The organism is Streptomyces sp. NPDC004658, from assembly GCF_040609555.1.
Taxonomy (GTDB): Bacteria; Actinomycetota; Actinomycetes; order Streptomycetales; family Streptomycetaceae; genus Streptomyces.
In genome coordinates, this window is the sequence record NZ_JBEXKG010000033.1 from 45,215 (window position 1) to 62,679 (window position 17,465).

12 protein-coding genes and 2 pseudogenes are annotated in these 17,465 nt (G+C 72.9%); 12 read left to right on the forward strand and 2 right to left on the reverse strand.

Features of this window, described 5'->3' with window-relative positions:
- Positions 1–92: 92 nt before the first annotated feature.
- From lepA to ABZV94_RS14725, 5 genes and pseudogenes are all read left to right on the forward strand, one after another.
- The gene (lepA, locus tag ABZV94_RS14705; protein ID WP_356340621.1) at positions 93–1,967 is read left to right on the forward strand and encodes a translation elongation factor 4; all 1,875 of its coding nucleotides are present in this window, start codon (positions 93–95) and stop codon (positions 1,965–1,967) included.
- 260 nt (positions 1,968–2,227) lie between these two features.
- Positions 2,228–4,102, forward strand: coding sequence for an AMP-dependent synthetase/ligase (locus ABZV94_RS14710; protein ID WP_356340622.1), 1,875 nt, complete (start codon positions 2,228–2,230; stop codon positions 4,100–4,102).
- A gap of 187 nt (positions 4,103–4,289) precedes the next feature.
- Positions 4,290–6,110: a SpoIIE family protein phosphatase gene (locus ABZV94_RS14715; RefSeq protein WP_356340636.1), complete on the forward strand. Its 1,821-nt coding sequence runs from the start codon at positions 4,290–4,292 to the stop codon at positions 6,108–6,110.
- 27 nt (positions 6,111–6,137) lie between these two features.
- Positions 6,138–7,370 carry a radical SAM family heme chaperone HemW gene (gene hemW / locus ABZV94_RS14720; protein WP_356340623.1) on the forward strand — a complete coding sequence of 411 codons (1,233 nt, stop codon included), beginning with the start codon at positions 6,138–6,140 and terminating at the stop codon, positions 7,368–7,370.
- Positions 7,371–7,430: 60 nt separating this feature from the next.
- A pseudogene (locus ABZV94_RS14725) lies at positions 7,431–7,933 on the forward strand (Uma2 family endonuclease).
- Here the strand turns inward: ABZV94_RS14725 and ABZV94_RS14730 are convergent.
- Positions 7,911–8,726, reverse strand: a complete 816-nt coding sequence (locus ABZV94_RS14730; protein WP_356340624.1) for a DUF3097 domain-containing protein — start codon at positions 8,724–8,726, stop codon at positions 7,911–7,913. The pseudogene ABZV94_RS14725 and the gene ABZV94_RS14730 overlap by 23 nt on opposite strands.
- A 67-nt stretch (positions 8,727–8,793) precedes the next feature.
- Entirely contained in the window at positions 8,794–9,516 is a 723-nt protein-coding gene (locus tag ABZV94_RS14735; RefSeq protein WP_356340625.1) for an MBL fold metallo-hydrolase, read from the reverse strand.
- Positions 9,517–9,678: 162 nt separating this feature from the next.
- On the opposite strand from ABZV94_RS14735, the gene hrcA reads away from it, so the two are divergent.
- The 7 genes and pseudogenes from hrcA to ABZV94_RS14770 all read left to right on the forward strand — a co-directional run.
- Positions 9,679–10,695 carry a heat-inducible transcriptional repressor HrcA gene (gene hrcA / locus ABZV94_RS14740; RefSeq protein ID WP_356340626.1) on the forward strand — a complete coding sequence of 339 codons (1,017 nt, stop codon included), beginning with the start codon at positions 9,679–9,681 and terminating at the stop codon, positions 10,693–10,695.
- A complete protein-coding gene (dnaJ, locus tag ABZV94_RS14745; RefSeq protein WP_103810769.1) occupies positions 10,696–11,832 on the forward strand; it encodes a molecular chaperone DnaJ in 1,137 nt (378 codons plus the stop codon). It begins immediately after the preceding gene.
- A 100-nt stretch (positions 11,833–11,932) separates the two neighbouring features.
- Positions 11,933–13,009 (forward strand): nitronate monooxygenase, encoded by a 1,077-nt coding sequence (locus tag ABZV94_RS14750; RefSeq protein WP_356340627.1) that lies wholly within the window; start codon positions 11,933–11,935, stop codon positions 13,007–13,009.
- Entirely contained in the window at positions 13,006–13,758 is a 753-nt protein-coding gene (locus ABZV94_RS14755) for a 16S rRNA (uracil(1498)-N(3))-methyltransferase (RefSeq protein ID WP_356340628.1), read from the forward strand. The genes ABZV94_RS14750 and ABZV94_RS14755 overlap by 4 nt, the downstream gene beginning before the upstream one ends.
- Before the next feature lie 14 nt (positions 13,759–13,772).
- Positions 13,773–14,165 (forward strand): VOC family protein, encoded by a 393-nt coding sequence (locus tag ABZV94_RS14760; protein ID WP_356340629.1) that lies wholly within the window; start codon positions 13,773–13,775, stop codon positions 14,163–14,165.
- 169 nt (positions 14,166–14,334) lie between these two features.
- Entirely contained in the window at positions 14,335–14,847 is a 513-nt protein-coding gene (locus ABZV94_RS14765) for a hypothetical protein (RefSeq protein ID WP_356340630.1), read from the forward strand.
- A gap of 121 nt (positions 14,848–14,968) precedes the next feature.
- Positions 14,969–17,392, forward strand: a pseudogene (locus ABZV94_RS14770) (PDZ domain-containing protein); the annotation flags it as partial.
- Positions 17,393–17,465: the final 73 nt, after the last annotated feature.

Sequence of the window (17,465 nt, forward strand, 5' to 3'; positions counted from 1 at the left end):
CAAAACGGCCCCCGGTCCCTGCGCGTGGGACCATGGAGACTACGTAACGATCCGACCCGAGGCATAAGGCGCCTCAAGAGACAGGACCCTGCGTGCCCGCGACCCCTAACCATGTGCCCGAGCCGAGCCGTACCGACCCGGCTCTGATCCGCAATTTCTGCATCATCGCGCACATCGACCACGGCAAGTCCACGCTCGCCGACCGGATGCTCCAGCTGACCGGTGTGGTGGAGCAGCGGCAGATGCGTGCTCAGTACCTCGACCGGATGGACATCGAGCGCGAGCGCGGCATCACGATCAAGTCCCAGGCGGTGCGGCTGCCCTGGGCCCCGACCGAGGGCCCCGACCAGGGCACGACCCACATCCTCAACATGATCGACACCCCGGGGCACGTCGACTTCACCTACGAGGTCTCGCGGTCGCTCGCCGCCTGCGAGGGGACCATCCTCCTCGTCGACGCCGCCCAGGGCATCGAGGCGCAGACCCTCGCCAACCTCTACCTGGCGATGGAGAACGACCTCACGATCATCCCGGTGCTGAACAAGATCGACCTGCCGGCCGCCCAGCCGGAGAAGTTCGCGGAGGAGCTGGCGAACCTGGTCGGCTGCGACCCGGAGGACGTGCTCAAGGTCTCCGCGAAGACCGGGCTCGGCGTGGACGCGCTGCTGAACAAGGTCGTCAAGGAGATCCCGGCGCCGGTCGGGGTCGCCGACGCCCCCGCCCGCGCGATGATCTTCGACTCGGTCTACGACTCCTACCGGGGTGTCGTGACGTACGTCCGTGTCATCGACGGCCAGCTCAACAAGCGCGAGCGCATCAGGATGATGTCGACGGGCGCCACGCACGAGCTGCTGGAGATCGGCGTCAACTCGCCGGAGATGCTGCCGGCGGACGGTCTGGGCGTCGGTGAGGTGGGTTACCTCATCACCGGTGTGAAGGACGTCCGGCAGTCGAAGGTCGGTGACACGGTCACCAGCCAGAGCAAGGGCGCGACGGAGGCGCTCGGCGGCTACAAGGACCCGAAGCCGATGGTCTTCTCGGGGCTGTACCCGCTGGACGGCTCCGACTATCCGGAGCTGCGCGAGGCCCTGGACAAGCTCCAGCTCAACGACGCGGCGCTGGTCTACGAGCCGGAGACCTCGGCGGCCCTCGGCTTCGGCTTCCGCGTCGGCTTCCTCGGTTTGCTGCACCTGGACGTGATCCGGGAGCGGCTGGAGCGGGAGTTCGGGCTCGACCTGATCGCCACCGCCCCCAACGTGGTCTACCGCGTGATCATGGAGGACGGCAGCGAGGCCACCGTCACCAACCCGAGCGAGTTCCCCGAGGGGAAGATCGCCGAGGTGTACGAGCCGGTCGTACGGGCGACGATCCTGGCGCCCACCGAGTTCATCGGCGCGATCATGGAGCTGTGCCAGACCCGGCGCGGCACGCTGCTCGGCATGGACTACCTCTCCGAGGACCGGGTCGAGATCCGCTACACGCTCCCCCTCGCGGAGATCGTCTTCGACTTCTTCGACCAGCTGAAGTCCAAGACGCGCGGGTACGCCTCGCTGGACTACGAGCCCACGGGCGAGCAGTCGAGCAGCCTCGTCAAGGTCGACATCCTGCTGCACGGCGACAAGGTGGACGCGTTCTCGGCGATCACCCACAAGGACCAGGCGTACGCGTACGGCGTGCGGCTCGTCGCCAAGCTCAAGGAGCTGATCCCGCGGCAGAACTTCGAGGTGCCGGTGCAGGCCGCCATCGGCTCCCGGGTGATCGCCCGCGAGACCATCCGCGCCATCCGCAAGGACGTCCTCGCCAAGTGCTACGGCGGTGACATCTCCCGTAAGCGGAAGCTGCTGGAGAAGCAGAAGGAAGGCAAGAAGCGGATGAAGATGGTGGGTTCCGTGGAGGTTCCGCAGGAGGCCTTCATCGCCGTGCTGTCCAGCGATGACAGTGCGGGGTCGACCAAGGGCAAGAAGTAACCAGGGGTTACAACTGGTGACGCCCGTAAACCGGGCATGTGGGGCCCGTCGTGCGAAAGTGCGGCGGGCCCCTACGCGTGCGTAACGTCGCTGTGAGTGGAAAGTGACAGGCCGAAGCCCCTTACGCGGCGGCCGGTCGCCCCTTACCCTGATCCCTGCTCGATAGTTACTCGCGAGTTAAACAACAGCCCGAAACCCCACCGTGAGTTAACCCAGCCGCACCGAGTCAGCCGCACCGTCGCGGGCCCCCGGAGGATGTCGTGAGCGACACACAGACCCTGATCGAGAACCGTCCGCCGTCCGTTGCGGCCCTCTTCCTGGAGCGCGTGTCGGCGACACCCGACGCCGAGGCCTACCGCTACCCCGTGCCCCCTGCCTCGGGGCAGGGCCCCGACGACTGGAAGTCGCTCAGCTGGGCGCAGGCGGCCGACCGGGTGTACGCCATCGCGGCCGGGCTCATCGACCTGGGCGTCCAGCCCGAGCAGCGGGTGGCGCTCGCCTCCTCCACCCGTGTCGAGTGGATCCTGGCCGACCTCGGCATCATGTGCGCCGGCGGTGCGACGACGACCGTCTACCCGCAGACCAACGCCGACGAGTCCGCGTTCATCCTCTCCGACTCCGAGAGCCGGGTGCTGATCGCCGAGGACGCGGCCCAGCTCGCCAAGGCCGTCGAGAAGCGCGCGGAGCTGCCGGATCTGACCAAGGTCGTCGTCATCGACCCGGCCGGCGTCGAGACGGACGACTGGGTGATCACCCTGGCCGAGCTGGAGCGGCGCGGCACCGCCTACCTGGAGCAGCACCCGCAGCTGATCAAGGAGCGGGTCGACGCGATCACCAAGGACCAGCTCGCCACCCTCATCTACACCTCCGGCACCACCGGACGCCCCAAGGGTGTGCGGCTGCCGCACGACAACTGGGCCTACATGGCGAAGGCCATCGCCGCGACCGGCCTGGTGACCATGGACGACGTGCAGTACCTGTGGCTGCCGCTGGCGCACGTCTTCGGCAAGGTGCTCACCTCCGGACAGATCGAGGTCGGGCACGTCACCGCCGTGGACGGCCGCGTGGACAAGATCATCGAGAATCTGCCGGTGGTGCAGCCGACGTACATGGCGGCCGTACCGCGCATCTTCGAGAAGGTCTACAACGGCGTCGCGGCCAAGGCCCGCGAGGGCGGCGCGGCCAAGTACAAGATCTTCCAGTGGGCCGCCGAGGTCGCCCGCGAGTACGCCAAGGCCAGCCAGGACAACTTCCGGCGCACCGGCACCGCCTCCGTGCCGTTCGGGCTCGCCAGCAGGCACAAGGTCGCCGACACCCTCGTCTACGGCAAGCTCCGGGAGGCCTTCGGCGGCCGGCTGCGCGCCTGCGTCTCCGGTGCCTCCGCGCTCTCCCCGGAGATCGGCTACTTCTTCGCCGGAGCCGGCATCCACATCCTGGAGGGCTACGGCCTCACCGAGACCTCCGCGGCCTCCTTCGTCAACCCCGGTGAGGCCTACCGCACCGGCACGGTCGGCAAGCCGCTGCCCGGCACCGAGGTCCGCATCGCCGACGACGGCGAGATCCTGCTGCGCGGCCCCGGCATCATGGAGGGCTACCACAAGCTGCCCGAGAAGACCGCCGAGGTGCTGGAGTCCGACGGCTGGTTCCACACCGGGGACATCGGCGAGCTGTCGCCCGACGGCTACCTGCGCATCACCGACCGCAAGAAGGACCTCATCAAGACGTCCGGCGGCAAGTACGTCGCCCCGGCCGAGGTCGAGGGGCAGTTCAAGGCGGTGTGCCCGTACGTCTCCAACATCCTGGTGCACGGCGCCGACCGGAACTACTGCACCGCCCTCATCGCCCTGGACGAGATCGCGATCCAGGAGTGGGCGAAGGAGAACGGGCTGGAGGGGAAGTCGTACGCCGAGATCGTCGCCGCGCCGCAGACGGTGGAGATGGTCGACGGGTACGTGCGGCAGCTCAACGCCGGGCTCCAGCGCTGGCAGACCATCAAGAAGTTCCGGCTGCTGCCGCGGGACCTCGATGTGGAGCACGGGGAGATCACGCCGAGCCTGAAGCTGAAGCGGCCGGTGGTGGAGCGGGAGTACAAGCACCTCATCGAGGAGATGTACGCGGGGACGAAGGAGGCGTAGAGCGGGGCCGGGACCGCCGGCGGCTGCGCGTGCGCCGTGGTCGGTCGCGCTCCCGCGGCGGAGCCGCAGGGTGGCGCGGCCCCCGCCCCGTTCCTGCTCACCCACGCCCGAAACGTTCCGTCTTCTGGTCACTTCCGTGACTCAGTGCTTATAGGTGCCCTCCGTCTGTCACCCTGACCGCATGGATATGGCGGCCATACCCACGCAGCGGGAGAGCGGCGTCCAGCCCGGTGAGACGACGGGGCGGGCCACGCTGCCCGGGAGTCCCCTCGCCCCGGGCTCGGCCCGCGCGCTCGTGCGGGCCGCGCTGGACGGGATGCCCGGGGTCTGCGCGCGGCTCGCCGACGACGCCATGGCCGTCGTCAGCGAGCTGGTCACCAACGCCGTCGTGCACGCCGGCACCGAGGTGCACGTCGAGTGGCGGCTGGAGGACACCGGCGCGCTCGTCGTCGAGGTGCGCGACCAGCACCCGTCCCGTGCCCCGCGGGACGCCACGAGCGGCGAGGCGCCGTACGACACCCCCGAGTACGGGCGCGGCCTGCGTCTCGTCGCCACCCTCGCCGAGTCCTGGGGCGTCACGTACCGCACCGGTGCCAAGACCGTCTGGGCGCGGCTGCCCCCGGGCGGCAGCGAGGCCCTGGACGGACCCGGCCCCGACCCGGCCCTGGAGGTCGCCGAGGACCTCGCCCCGCAGCCGCATCGCGCCGAGGGCGACCGGGACTGGCTCGGCCGCGGCGCCCTGTCCTTCCTCGCCGAGGCCTCCGACCTGCTCGCCGGCCAACTGGACGAGAACCTGGTCGCCGCGCTCACCGGCCAGCTGATCGTGCCCCGGCTCGCGGACTGGTGCGCGGTCTGGCTGGAGGACGAGGCGACCCTCCGCGGCGGCGCCGCCGGCGGGCCCGCCCGGGTCTGGCACGCCAGCGAGGCCCGCATCGAGGAGCTGCGGTGCGCCCTGGAGAAGGAGCCGCCGTGCCCGCCGGGCGGGCTGCGCTCCGGTCCCGAGCCCTACCCCTGGCCCGGCCACGCGCTGGGCCCGCAGGGCACCCACGGGACGGCGCTGTCGTACCGGCTCATCGCGGGCGGCCGGCCGCTCGGCACGCTGGTCATCGGCCGGTGCGGGCTGACGGGCTTCCCGGACGAGGTGACCGGGCTGGTGGAGGACCTCAGCCGCAGGGTCGCCCTGGCCATCGGCGCGGCACGGCAGTACGCCCGCCAGGCCACCATCAGCGCCGTCCTCCAGCGCGGCCTGCTGCCCGGCGCCGTCGCCGAGATCCCCGGCGTGCGCAGCGCGCTCGTCTACGAGCCCTGCGACAAGGGCGGTCCCAGCGGCGACTTCTACGACCTGTTCCCGGCGGGCGACGGCCGCTGGTGCTTCGCCGTCGGCGACGTCCAGGGCAAGGGCCCGGAGGCCGCCGTGGTGATCGGCCTCGCCCGCCCCTGGCTGCGCCTGCTGGCCCGCGAGGGCTACCGGGTCGCCGACGTCCTGGACCGCCTCAACCAGCTCCTCCTGGACGACGCCACCGAGGCCGCCGACGCCGCCGCCCGCGCCCTGGTCGCCGTCGGCGGGCGGCCCCTGGCCACCGGGGAGGGCCCGCAGACCCGCTTCCTGTCCCTCCTGTACGGCGAGCTGACGCCGTACGACGGCGGGGTCCGCTGCACCCTCGCCTCCGCCGGGCACCCCCTGCCGCTCGTCCTCAGCCCCGACGGCACCGTGCGCACCGCCGCCCGTCCGCAGACCCTCCTCGGCGTGGTCGAGGACGAGACCTACACCAGCGAGACCCTCGACCTGCGCCCGGGCGACAGCCTGCTCTGCGTCACCGACGGCGTGACCGAGCGGCGCTCCGGCACCCGGCAGTTCGACGACGGCGACGGCCTCGCCCGCGCCCTGTCCGGCTGCGCAGGGCTCGGAGCCGAGCGGATCGCTGAAAGGATCCGCCGCCTGGTCCACGACTTCGGCGGCGGCCTGCCGGAGGACGACCTGGCCCTGCTGGTGCTCCAGGCGGAGTAACGCCCGCGGTGCTGGACAATGGAAGGCATGCCTTCCGCACTCCCCGACGGCGAGCCCGTCCCCGCCGACGGCGCGCTGCCCGCGCAGGCGCTCACCGGGGCCGCCGCCCGCCCGCTCGGTTTCTACCTGCACGTCCCGTACTGCGCGACCCGCTGCGGCTACTGCGACTTCAACACCTACACCGCGACCGAGCTGCGCGGCACGGGCGGGGTGCTGGCCTCCCGGGACAACTACGCGGACACGCTGACCGACGAGGTCCGCCTGGCCCGGAAGGTGCTGGGCGACGACCCGCGCGAGGTCCGCACGGTGTTCGTCGGCGGCGGTACGCCGACGCTGCTGGCCGCCGACGACCTCGTACGGATGCTCGCGGCGATCCGGGACGAGTTCGGGCTGGCACCGGACGCGGAGATCACCACGGAGGCGAACCCGGAGTCCGTCGACCCCGCCTACCTCGCCACCCTCCGCGAGGGCGGCTTCAACCGGATCTCCTTCGGCATGCAGAGCGCCAGGCAGCACGTGCTGAAGGTCCTCGACCGCACCCACACCCCCGGCCGCCCCGAGCGCTGCGTCGCGGAGGCGCGGGCGGCGGGCTTCGAGCACGTCAACCTCGACCTGATCTACGGCACGCCGGGGGAGAGCGACGACGACTGGCGGGCGTCCCTGGAGGCCGCCCTGGGCGCCGGACCGGACCACATCAGCGCCTACGCGCTCATCGTGGAGGAGGGCACCCAGCTCGCCCGCCGCATCCGCCGGGGCGAGATCCCGATGACCGACGACGACGTCCACGCCGACCGGTACCTGATCGCCGAGGAGACCCTGAGCGCGGCGGGCTTCGACTGGTACGAGGTCTCCAACTGGGCCACCTCCGGGGCGGGCCGCTGCCTGCACAACGAGCTGTACTGGCGGGGCGCGGACTGGTGGGGCGCGGGCCCCGGCGCCCATTCGCACGTGGGCGGGGTCCGCTGGTGGAACGTGAAACACCCGGGCGCGTACGCGGCGGCCCTCGCGGCGGGGCGTTCGCCGGGTGCCGGGCGTGAGCTGCTGTCCGAGGAGGACCGGCGCGTGGAACGCATCCTGCTGGAGCTGCGGCTGCGGGAGGGGGTCCCGCTGTCCCTGCTGAAGGAGGAGGGGCTCGCGGCGTCCCGGCGCGCGCTGGCGGACGGGCTCCTCCAGGAGGGGCCGTACGAGGAGGGGCGGGCCGCGCTGACCCTGCGCGGGCGGCTGCTGGCGGACGCGGTGGTGCGGGACCTGGTGGACTGATCAACCCCGGCGGGTGGATCCCCCCGGAACGCCGGTTCGGTCCCTAACCTGGTTCGTGGGCTGCCGCCGTGGGACGCGGCGGATGTGGAGGCCACGGAGATGACCGCTGTGGACGAGCTGCACACACAGCGGCAGATGCCCCTTGAGCGGTGGTACCCCCTTCAGACCCAGGACGTCGACATCGCCGGTGAGTCGAGCGAGCCGGTGCCGGACCTGGTGGTCATCTCGCCCGACGTCCTGCCGGGTTCGGGGCGGCTGTTGCCCAGTCGGCTGATCACGATGGTGCTGGAGGTCGTCTCGAAGTACAGCGCGTCCACCAGGATTACGTGGTCAAGCGCTCGATCTACGCGGCGGGGAAGATCCCTGCCTACCTCGTCGTCGACCCGATCATGGCCCAGTGCGTTCTGCTGACGAAGCCGGCGGGCCAGGGGGAGGACGCCGACTACCTCAGCCAGGAGATCGTCAAGTTCGGCGATCCGGTGCCCCTGGAGGTTCTCGGGGTCGAACTGGACACCACCGAGTTCGGAACGTTCCCCGACGTCAGGCCCCACCGCTACCCGTGACGAAGTCGATCAGCTCCTCCACCCTGCCCAGCAGCTCCGGCTCCAGGTCCTTGTAGGAGCCCACCCGCTTCAGGATCGCCTGCCACACCGCCCCGGTGTTCTCCGCCGGCCAGCCCAGCGCCCGGCACACCCCCGTCTTCCAGTCCTGCCCCTTCGGCACCGCCGGCCACGCCTCGATGCCCAGCGACGCCGGCTTCACCGCCTGCCAGATGTCGATGAACGGGTGGCCGACGACCAGCGCGTGCTCGCTCGTCACCGACTGCGCGATCCGCCACTCCTTCGTCCCCGGCACCAGGTGGTCCACCAGGACGCCCAGGCGCGCGTCCGGGCCCGGGGCGAAGGACTCCACGATCGACGGGAGGTCGTCCACGCCCTCCAGGTACTCCACGACCACGCCCTCGATCCGCAGGTCGTCGCCCCACACCTTCTCGACCAGCTCGGCGTCGTGCCGGCCCTCCACGTAGATGCGGCCGGCGCGGGCCACGCGCGCGCGTGCCTGGGGGACGGCGACCGAGCCGGACGCCGTGCGGGTGGGACGTGCCGGGGTCGAGGAGGCGGGGCGGACGAGCGTCACCACCCGGCCCTCCAGCAGGAAGCCGCGCGGCTCCAGCGGGAACACCCGGTGCTTGCCGAAGCGGTCCTCCAGGGTCACCGTGCCCGCCTCGCAGCGGATCACCGCGCCGCAGAACCCGGTGCCGGGCTCCTCCACCACCAGACCCGGCTCGGCCGGGACCTCCGGTACGGGCTTGGGCTTCTTCCACGGTGGGGTCAGGTCGGCGGAGTACTGGCGCATTCGGATGACGATAGGAGAAGCCGCGCGGCGAGGCGTACGACACGCCGGAACCCCGGAGAAGAGCCGCTCAGATCACGCCGAACCGCGTTGCCAGGGCGTCCCGTTGGCGGCGGACGAACCCCGCGTCCACGACCGCCCCGTGACCGGGCACGTACAGCGCGTCCCGGCCGCCGAGCGCCAGCAGCCGGTCCAGCGCGTCCGGCCAGCGGGACGGGACCGCGTCCGGGCCGGCCTGGGGTTCGCCGGACTCCTCCACCAGGTCGCCGCAGAACACCACCTCCGGGTCGCCCGGGACCAGCACGGCCAGGTCGTGCGCGGTGTGGCCGGGGCCCACGTTGGCCAGCAGCGCCTGGCGGCCGCCGCCGAGGTCGAGCGTCCACTCGCCGGAGACCGCGTGCCGGGGCGGGACCAGCGCGTCCACCGCCTCGTCGGCGTCGGCCACCGGCAGCCCGTTGCGGATCGCGTCCAGCCGCAGGTCCGCCCGCTCGTACGCGAACACCGCGTCCAGGCCCACCGCCCCGTACACCTCCGCCCCCGCGAACACGGCGGCGCCGAAGACGTGGTCGAAGTGGGGATGGGTGAGCGCGAGATGGGTCACACGGCCGCCCGCCAGCCGCTCGGCCCCGGCGCGCAGCCGGGCGCCCTCCGCGAGGCTCGAACCGGCGTCCACGAGCAGTGCCGTACCCTCGCCCAGGACCAGCCCCACCGTGCAGTCCCAGCCCGGGAGCCGGCACCGGCCCACCCCGGCGGTCAGCCGCTCCCACCCCAGCTCTTCCCAAGTCACGGTCATACCCGCGACGCTAGCGGTACGAGCCGGTACGGCGGCCCGACCTTGCCCTGGGTGTACCCGGCAGCCGTACACTGGGCCGGGGAACGCTGGCACTCGCGAGGGAAGAGTGCCAGGCGGACGACCCGGAGGGACGAGGGGACGACGTGCTGGAGGTGCGCGCGAATGCTGAGTGAACGCAGGCTTCAGGTACTGCGCGCCATCGTCCAGGACTACGTGGGCACCGAGGAGCCGGTCGGTTCCAAGGCGCTCACGGAGCGGCACAACCTCGGCGTCTCCCCGGCGACCGTCCGCAACGACATGGCGGCCCTGGAGGAGGAGGGGTACATCGCCCAGCCGCACACCAGTGCGGGGCGGATCCCCACCGACAAGGGCTACCGGCTGTTCGTGGACAAGCTGGCGGGCGTGAAGCCGATGACCGCGCCGGAGCGCCGGGCCATCCAGAACTTCCTGGAGGGCGCCGTCGACCTCGACGACGTCGTGGCCCGGACCGTGCGGCTGCTCGCCCAGCTCACCCGGCAGGTCGCCGTCGTGCAGTACCCGTCCCTGACCCGGTCCACGGTCCGGCACGTGGAGCTGCTCTCGCTGGCTCCCGCGCGCGTGATGCTCGTGCTGATCACGGACACCGGCCGGGTCGAGCAGCGGATGGTCGACTGCCCGGCGCCGTTCGGCGAGGCGTCCCTGGCGGATCTGCGGGCGCGGCTGAACAGCCGGGTCGCCGGCCGCCGGTTCACGGACGTGCCGAAGCTGGTCGAGGACCTCCCGGAGGCGTTCGAGCCGGAGGACCGCGGTACGGTCTCCACGGTGCTCTCCACTCTTCTGGAGACACTCGTGGAGGAGAACGAGGAGCGGTTGATGATCGGCGGCACCGCCAATCTGACCCGCTTCGGGCATGACTTCCCCCTCACGATCCGGCCCGTCCTGGAGGCCCTGGAGGAGCAGGTCGTGCTCCTCAAGCTCCTCGGCGAGGCCAAGGACCCGGGCGTGACCGTGCGCATCGGCCACGAGAACGCCCACGAAGGACTCAACTCCACCTCCGTCGTGTCGGTCGGCTACGGTTCGGGCGGCGAGGCGGTTGCCAAGCTCGGCGTGGTCGGACCGACCCGCATGGACTACCCGGGAACGATGGGAGCGGTACGCGCAGTGGCACGGTACGTCGGACAGATCCTGGCGGAGTCGTAAGTGGCCACGGACTACTACGCCGTTCTCGGCGTGCGCCGCGACGCGTCGCAGGATGAGATCAAGAAGGCGTTCCGCCGGCTCGCGCGCGAGCTGCACCCGGACGTCAACCCGGACCCGAAGACCCAGGAGCGGTTCAAGGAGATCAACGCCGCTTACGAGGTGCTGTCGGACCCGCAGAAGAAGCAGGTCTACGACCTCGGCGGCGACCCGCTGTCCCAGTCGGGCGGCGCGGGCGCGGGCGGCTTCGGGGCCGGCGGCTTCGGCAACTTCTCCGACATCATGGACGCGTTCTTCGGTACGGCGTCGCAGCGCGGGCCGCGCTCGCGCACCCGCCGCGGCCAGGACGCGATGATCCGGATCGAGGTCGAGCTGGACGAGGCGGCCTTCGGGACCACCAAGGACATCCAGGTCGACACCGCCGTCGTCTGCAACACCTGCAACGGCGAGGGCGCGGCGCCCGGCACGTCCGCCCAGACGTGTGACATGTGCCGCGGCCGGGGTGAGGTCTCCCAGGTCACCCGGTCCTTCCTGGGCCAGGTCATGACCTCCCGCCCGTGCCCGCAGTGCCAGGGCTTCGGCACGGTCGTCCCGACCCCGTGCCCGGAGTGCGCCGGCGACGGCCGGGTGCGCTCGCGGCGGACGCTGACCGTGAAGATCCCGGCCGGTGTCGACAACGGCACGCGGATCCAGCTCGCCGGTGAGGGCGAGGTCGGCCCCGGCGGCGGCCCGGCGGGCGACCTGTACGTCGAGATCCACGAGCTGCCGCACCCGACGTTCCAGCGGCGCGGCGACGACCTGCACTGCACGGTCACGATCCCGATGACGGCGGCGGCCCTCGGCACGAAGGTGCCGCTGGAGACGCTGGACGGCCTGGAGGAGGTCGACATCCGGCCCGGCACCCAGTCCGGCCAGTCGATCCCGCTGCACGGCCGGGGCGTGACGCATCTGCGCGGCGGCGGCCGGGGCGACCTGGTCGTGCACGTCGAGGTGACCACGCCGACCAAGCTGGACCCGGAGCAGGAGCGGCTGCTGCGCGAGCTGGCCAAGCTGCGCGGCGAGGAACGGCCGCAGGGCCAGTTCCAGCCCGGTCAGCAGGGGCTGTTCTCACGGTTGAAGGACGCGTTCAACGGGCGCTGAGCGGTGACGTACGGGGCGCCTCGGCACCCCGTATGCCACGGGCCTATGCCGGGGGATGCCCGGATTCGGACTTGTACGGAGGACGTGACACCATGCGGTCATGTCCTCCGCGCTGACCGATCTCTTCCCCCACCCGATCGTGCAGGCCCCCATGGCGGGCGGTGTCTCCGTCCCGCAGCTCGCCGCCGCCGTCTCCGAGGCCGGTGGCCTCGGGTTCCTCGCCGCCGGGTACAAGACCGCCGACGGCATGTACCAGGAGATCAAGCAGCTGCGCGGGCTCACCAGCCGCCCCTTCGGCGTGAACCTGTTCATGCCCCAGCCCGAGCACGCCGAGTCCGGGGCCGTCGAGGTCTACGCGCACCAGCTGGCCGGCGAGGCCGCCTGGTACGAGACCGAGCTGGGTGACCCGGACAGCGGCCGGGACGACGGCTACGACGCCAAGCTCGCCGTCCTGCTCGACGACCCGGTACCGGTGGTCTCCTTCCACTTCGGCGTGCCGCGCCGCGAGGTGTTCGACAGGCTCCGCCGCGCCGGCACCTTCACCCTGGTCACCGCCACCACCGCCGAGGAGGCCCGCGCGGTCGAGCGGGCCGGGGCCGACGCGGTGATCGCGCAGGGCGTGGAGGCCGGCGGACATCAGGGCACCCACCGGGACCTCCCGGAGAACGACGGCGCCGGCATCGGCCTGCTGTCGCTGGTCGCGCAGGTCCGCGAGGCCGTGCGCCTCCCGATCGTCGCCGCCGGCGGCATCATGCGCGGCGGCCAGATCGCCGCCGTCCTCGCGGCGGGCGCGAGCGCCGCCCAGCTGGGCACCGCGTTCGTCGCCACCCACGAGTCCGGTGCGCACCCCCTGCACAAGCGGGCGCTGACCGACCCGCTGTTCCCGCGCACCGAGCTGACCCGCGCCTTCACCGGCCGCCCGGCCCGTGCGCTGGTCAACCGCTTCCTGCGCGAGCACGGCCCGTACGCCCCCGCCGCCTACCCCGAGGTCAACCACCTCACCGCGCCCCTGCGCAAGGCCGCCACCAAGGCCGAGGACGCGCAGGGCATGGCCATGTGGGCCGGGCAGGGCCACCGGATGGCCCGGGAGCTGCCCGCGGGCCGGCTGGTGGAGGTGCTGGCGGCCGAACTCGCCGAGGCCCGGACAGCGTTGTCGGCCCAGGGCGGTCCCCGATGACCGCGCCGGTGTTCGTCGTCGACTCGCTGGAGGGCGTGGGCCCCGGCTCGGTCGTCGACGTCCAGGGCCCCGAGGGACGGCACGCGGTCTCCGTACGGCGGTTGCAGCCGGGCGAGCACGTGGTGCTCACCGACGGCAGGGGCCGGGGCGCGGCCGGGGCCGTCGTCAGCGTGTCGGGGAAGGACCACCTGGTGGTCGAGCCCGTCGAGTTCCCGGTGGAACCCGAGCCCAGCCCGCGCATCACCGTCGTCCAGGCCCTGCCCAAGGGCGACCGCGGCGAGCTGGCCGTGGAGACGATGACGGAGACCGGCGTCGACGCGATCGTGCCCTGGCAGGCCGCCCGGTGCATCACCCAGTGGAAGGGCGAGCGGGGGCTGAAGGCGCTCGCCAAGTGGCGTGCCACCGCGCGGGAGGCCGGCAAGCAGTCCCGTCGCCTGCGGTTCCCCGAGGTGGCGGAGCCGGCGACGACCAAGCAGGTCGCCGCACTGCTGGCCGCGGCGGACTTCGCCGCCGTGCTCCACTCCGACTTCGACCATGTCAGCGAGCCCCTGGCCACCGCCGCACTGCCCACCGAGGGCGAGATCGTCCTGGTCGTCGGTCCGGAAGGCGGTGTCTCACGGGACGAGCTGGCGCTCTTCGAGGAGGCGGGCGCGAAGGCCTGCGTCCTCGGCCCCACCGTCCTGCGCACCTCCACCGCCGGCACCGCCGCCGTGGCCCTGCTGCTGGGCCGCACCGGCCGCTGGTCCTGACCCCCGGAGACACCGTGGAACTCGCCCAGGTCCGGCTCCTGGTCACCGACTTCGCCGCCTGCTACCGCTTCTACGCCGACGTCCTCGGGCTCAAGCCGCAGTCCGGCGCGGCGGAGGGGCCGTACGAGAAGTTCAGCCCGCACACCGGATCCGCCGGGATCGCCCTCCAGGACCGGGCGATGATGGCGGAGATCCTGTCCGAGCTGGGCGGGACCGCCACCGGCCACCGGTCCCTGGTCGTCCTGCGCGTCGACGACCTCGACGCCTACTGCGCGGAGATCGCCGCCCGGGGCGCGACCCTGCTGCGCGGGCCGGCCGCCATGACCGACCGCATGCGTGTGGCCCACCTCAAGGACCCGGAGGGCAACCTGGTGGAACTCCAGGAGTGGCTGCTGCTGCGCGGCTGACGGCGGCTGCGCCGGGGCGCGCCGCGATCCCATGCGCGGTCCTCGGGCTGCCGCTCGGTCGCGGCCGGGCGCGCGGTTCCCCGCCCCCCTTCGGGGGTTTCCCACCCGAACGGGTGAGTGGCCGTATCCGGGCTTCCCCGCGGTGGGGGCCGGTGGCACGCTGCCCTGCATGGGGGTTTCGAGGCGGATGCGGGGTCGGGCGCGCCTGGTGGGCGTGGCGGGACTCGTCGCGGTGGGCGGCGGGGCCGTCGTGGCCTGTCAGCCCGGTGGCGGGCTGGGGTCCGCGGCCGTCGCCCACACCACCGACCGGACCGCGACCGCCGCGCTGGAACACCGGCATGTGAACGTCAACTGGTTGAACTGCACCGGCGGTTACCGCGACGACGGCGCGCGCGGCGGCTCGCCCGCGCCGAGCGCGACCACCGTCGTCTCCGTCGACTGCCGGGGCGAGACGGGCGACGGGCGGAAGATCGTCGTCGCGGGGCTGGTGACCAAGGCCGTCGACGGCGCCTGTGTGCGCGGGGACCTGACCGCCAGGGTCGACGGCAGACAGGTGTTCCGCGTCGACGGACTCGGCGACTGCGCCGCCACGCCCGGCCCGACGTACCGGCCGCCCACCGGGGGACGGCCGACGGTGACCGTCACCGTCACCCGCACCGTCTGGCCCGTGCCGGGCAAGTGATCCGAAACCGGGAGCGGGCGCACCGGTCACTGCGTAGAGTGACGGCGTGACCCAGGGTGCTTCGACCGGAACGACGGCAGACTCCGCATATCTCCGATTCCCCCATCTGCACGGCGACTTGGTGACCTTCGTCGCCGAGGACGACGTCTGGCTCGCGCCGGTCGACGGCGGCCGGGCCTGGCGGGTCAGCGCCGACAACAGGCCGGTGACCCGGCCCCGGATATCGCCGGACGGCCGGCACCTCGCCTGGACCTCCACCCGGGACGGCGCCCCCGAGGTGCACGCCGCCCCGGTCGACGGGGGCCCCGCCGAGCGGCTGACGTACTGGGGCAACGGCCGTACCGAGGTGCGCGGTTGGACCCAGGACGGGCGGGTGCTCGCGCTCGGCGCGCACGGCCGGCACAGCTTCCGGCACACCTGGGCGCACGCCGTCCCGCTGGACGGCGGGCCCGCCGAGACCCTGCCGTACGGCCCGGTCGGCGATGTGGCCCTCGGCCCGGCCACCGTGCTGCTGTCCGCGCCGATGGGCCGCGAGGCCGCCCACTGGAAGCGCTACCGGGGCGGCACGGCGGGCAAGCTGTGGATCGACCGGGACGGCGGTGGCGAGTTCGTCCGGCTGCACGAGGACCTCGACGGGAACATCGAGTGCCCGGTGTGGGTGGGTGACCGGATCGCGTTCCTCTCCGACCACGAGGGCACCGGCGCGCTGTACTCCTCCCTCGCCGACGGCTCCGACCTGCGCCGGCACACACCGCTTGGGGGCACCTCCCGCGCGAGCGGAGCCGAGCGTGGGGGAGGTTTCTACGCCCGCCACGCGGCCGGCGACGGCACCCGCGTCGTCTACAGCTCGGCCGGCGAACTCTGGCTCCTGGACGACCTGGAGGACGCCGAGCCGCGCCGGCTGGACGTACGGCTCGGCGGACCCCGCGCCGACCTGCGGCCGTACCCGGTCAACGCCGCCCGCTGGTTCGGCGAGGCGGCCCCCGACCACACCGCGCGCGGCAGCGCCGTCTGCGTGCGCGGCGGCATCCACTGGGTCACCCACCGCTCCGGCCCCGCCCGCGCCCTGGCCGCCACCCCCGGTGTGCGCGCCCGGATGCCGCGCGCGTTCCGCGCGGAGGGCGAGGAGTGGGCGGTGTGGGTGACGGACGCCGAGGGCGACGACGCCCTGGAGTTCGCGCCCGCGACCGGCACCGTGCCCGGTGCCCCGCCGCGCCGGCTCGCCGCCGGGCAGCTGGGCCGGGTCCTGGAACTGGCCATGGCACCCGACGGCAGCCGGGCCGCCGTGGCCGCGCACGACGGCAGACTCCTGCTCGTCGAACGCGAGACCGGCGAGGTCCGCGAGGTCGACCGCAGCGACGACGGCGAGGTCTCCGGCCTCGCCTTCTCCCCCGACTCCGCCTGGCTCGCCTGGTCCCACCCCGGCCCCCGCCCGCTGTCCCAGCTGCGCGTCGCCCACACCACCGACCTGTCGGTGACCGAGGCCACCCCGCTCCGCTTCCAGGACTACGCGCCCGCCTTCACCCTGGACGGCAAACACCTCGCGTTCCTCTCCAACCGCGCCTTCGACCCGGTCTACGACGAGCACGTCTTCGACCTCGCCTTCGTGGTCGGCGCCCGCCCGCACCTGATCACGCTGGCCGCCACCACGCCCTCGCCGTTCGGTCCGCAGCGCCACGGCCGCCCCTTCGAGACCCCCGACAAGGACGAGACCCCCGACGGCGACGGCACGCCGACCACCCGCATCGACCTGGAGGGCCTGGCCGACCGCATCGTCCCCTTCCCGGTCGAGGCCGGCCGCTACTCCACGCTCCGGGCCGCCAAGGACGGCGTCCTGTGGCTGCGCCACCCGGTGCAGGGCGTCCTCGGCGCCTCCCGCGCCCACCCCGAGGACCCCGACCCGCACACCGAGCTGGAGCGGTACGACCTCGCCCAGCGCCGTCTGGAGCACCTCGCCTCCGAAGCCGACCACTTCGAGGTCAGCGGCGACGGCAAACGCGTCCTGCTGTGGGCCGACGGCCGGCTCCGGGTCGTACCGAGCGACCGCCGTACCGGCACCGACGACGACGGCGACACCAGCGTCACCGTCGACCTCGCCCGGGTCCGGCAGACCGTCGACCCGGCCGCCGAGTGGCGGCAGATGTACGACGAGACCGGCCGCCTCATGCGCGACCACTTCTGGCGTCCCGACCTCGGCGGCACCGACTGGGACGGCGTGCTCGCCCGCTACCGCCCGCTCCTGGCCCGCCTCGCCACCCACAGCGACCTGGTCGACCTGCTCTGGGAGGTGCACGGCGAGCTCGGCACCTCGCACGCCTACGTCATCCCGCGCGGCGGCTCCGGCCGCCGTGCCCGGCACGGCCTGCTCGGCGCCGACATCTCCCGCCACGAGGACGGCAGCTGGCGCATCGACCGCATCCTGCCGTCGGAGACCTCCGACCCCGAGGCCCGCTCCCCGCTCGCCGCACCCGGTGTCGCCGTCCGCCCCGGCGACGCGATCATCGCGGTCGCCGGCCACCCGGTCGACCCGGTGACGGGCCCGGGGATGATCTCGTACGTGGTCTGAGCGAGCGCGGCTGGCAGGTCAGCATCATCAGCGTGGACCCCCTGGCCGCTCG

Bases quoted from the DNA above. Each gene is read 5' to 3' on its own strand.
- ABZV94_RS14765 (WP_356340630.1), top strand. From the start codon at position 14,335: ATGGGGGTTTCGAGGCGGATGCGGGGTCGGGCGCGCCTGGTGGGCGTG.
- ABZV94_RS14715 (WP_356340636.1), top strand. From the start codon at position 4,290: ATGGCGGCCATACCCACGCAGCGGGAGAGCGGCGTCCAGCCCGGTGAG.
- ABZV94_RS14750 (WP_356340627.1), top strand. From the start codon at position 11,933: ATGTCCTCCGCGCTGACCGATCTCTTCCCCCACCCGATCGTGCAGGCC.
- ABZV94_RS14730 (WP_356340624.1), bottom strand. From the start codon at position 8,726: ATGCGCCAGTACTCCGCCGACCTGACCCCACCGTGGAAGAAGCCCAAG.
- ABZV94_RS14755 (WP_356340628.1), top strand. From the start codon at position 13,006: ATGACCGCGCCGGTGTTCGTCGTCGACTCGCTGGAGGGCGTGGGCCCC.
- hemW (WP_356340623.1), top strand. From the start codon at position 6,138: ATGCCTTCCGCACTCCCCGACGGCGAGCCCGTCCCCGCCGACGGCGCG.
- ABZV94_RS14735 (WP_356340625.1), bottom strand. From the start codon at position 9,516: ATGACCGTGACTTGGGAAGAGCTGGGGTGGGAGCGGCTGACCGCCGGG.
- hrcA (WP_356340626.1), top strand. From the start codon at position 9,679: ATGCTGAGTGAACGCAGGCTTCAGGTACTGCGCGCCATCGTCCAGGAC.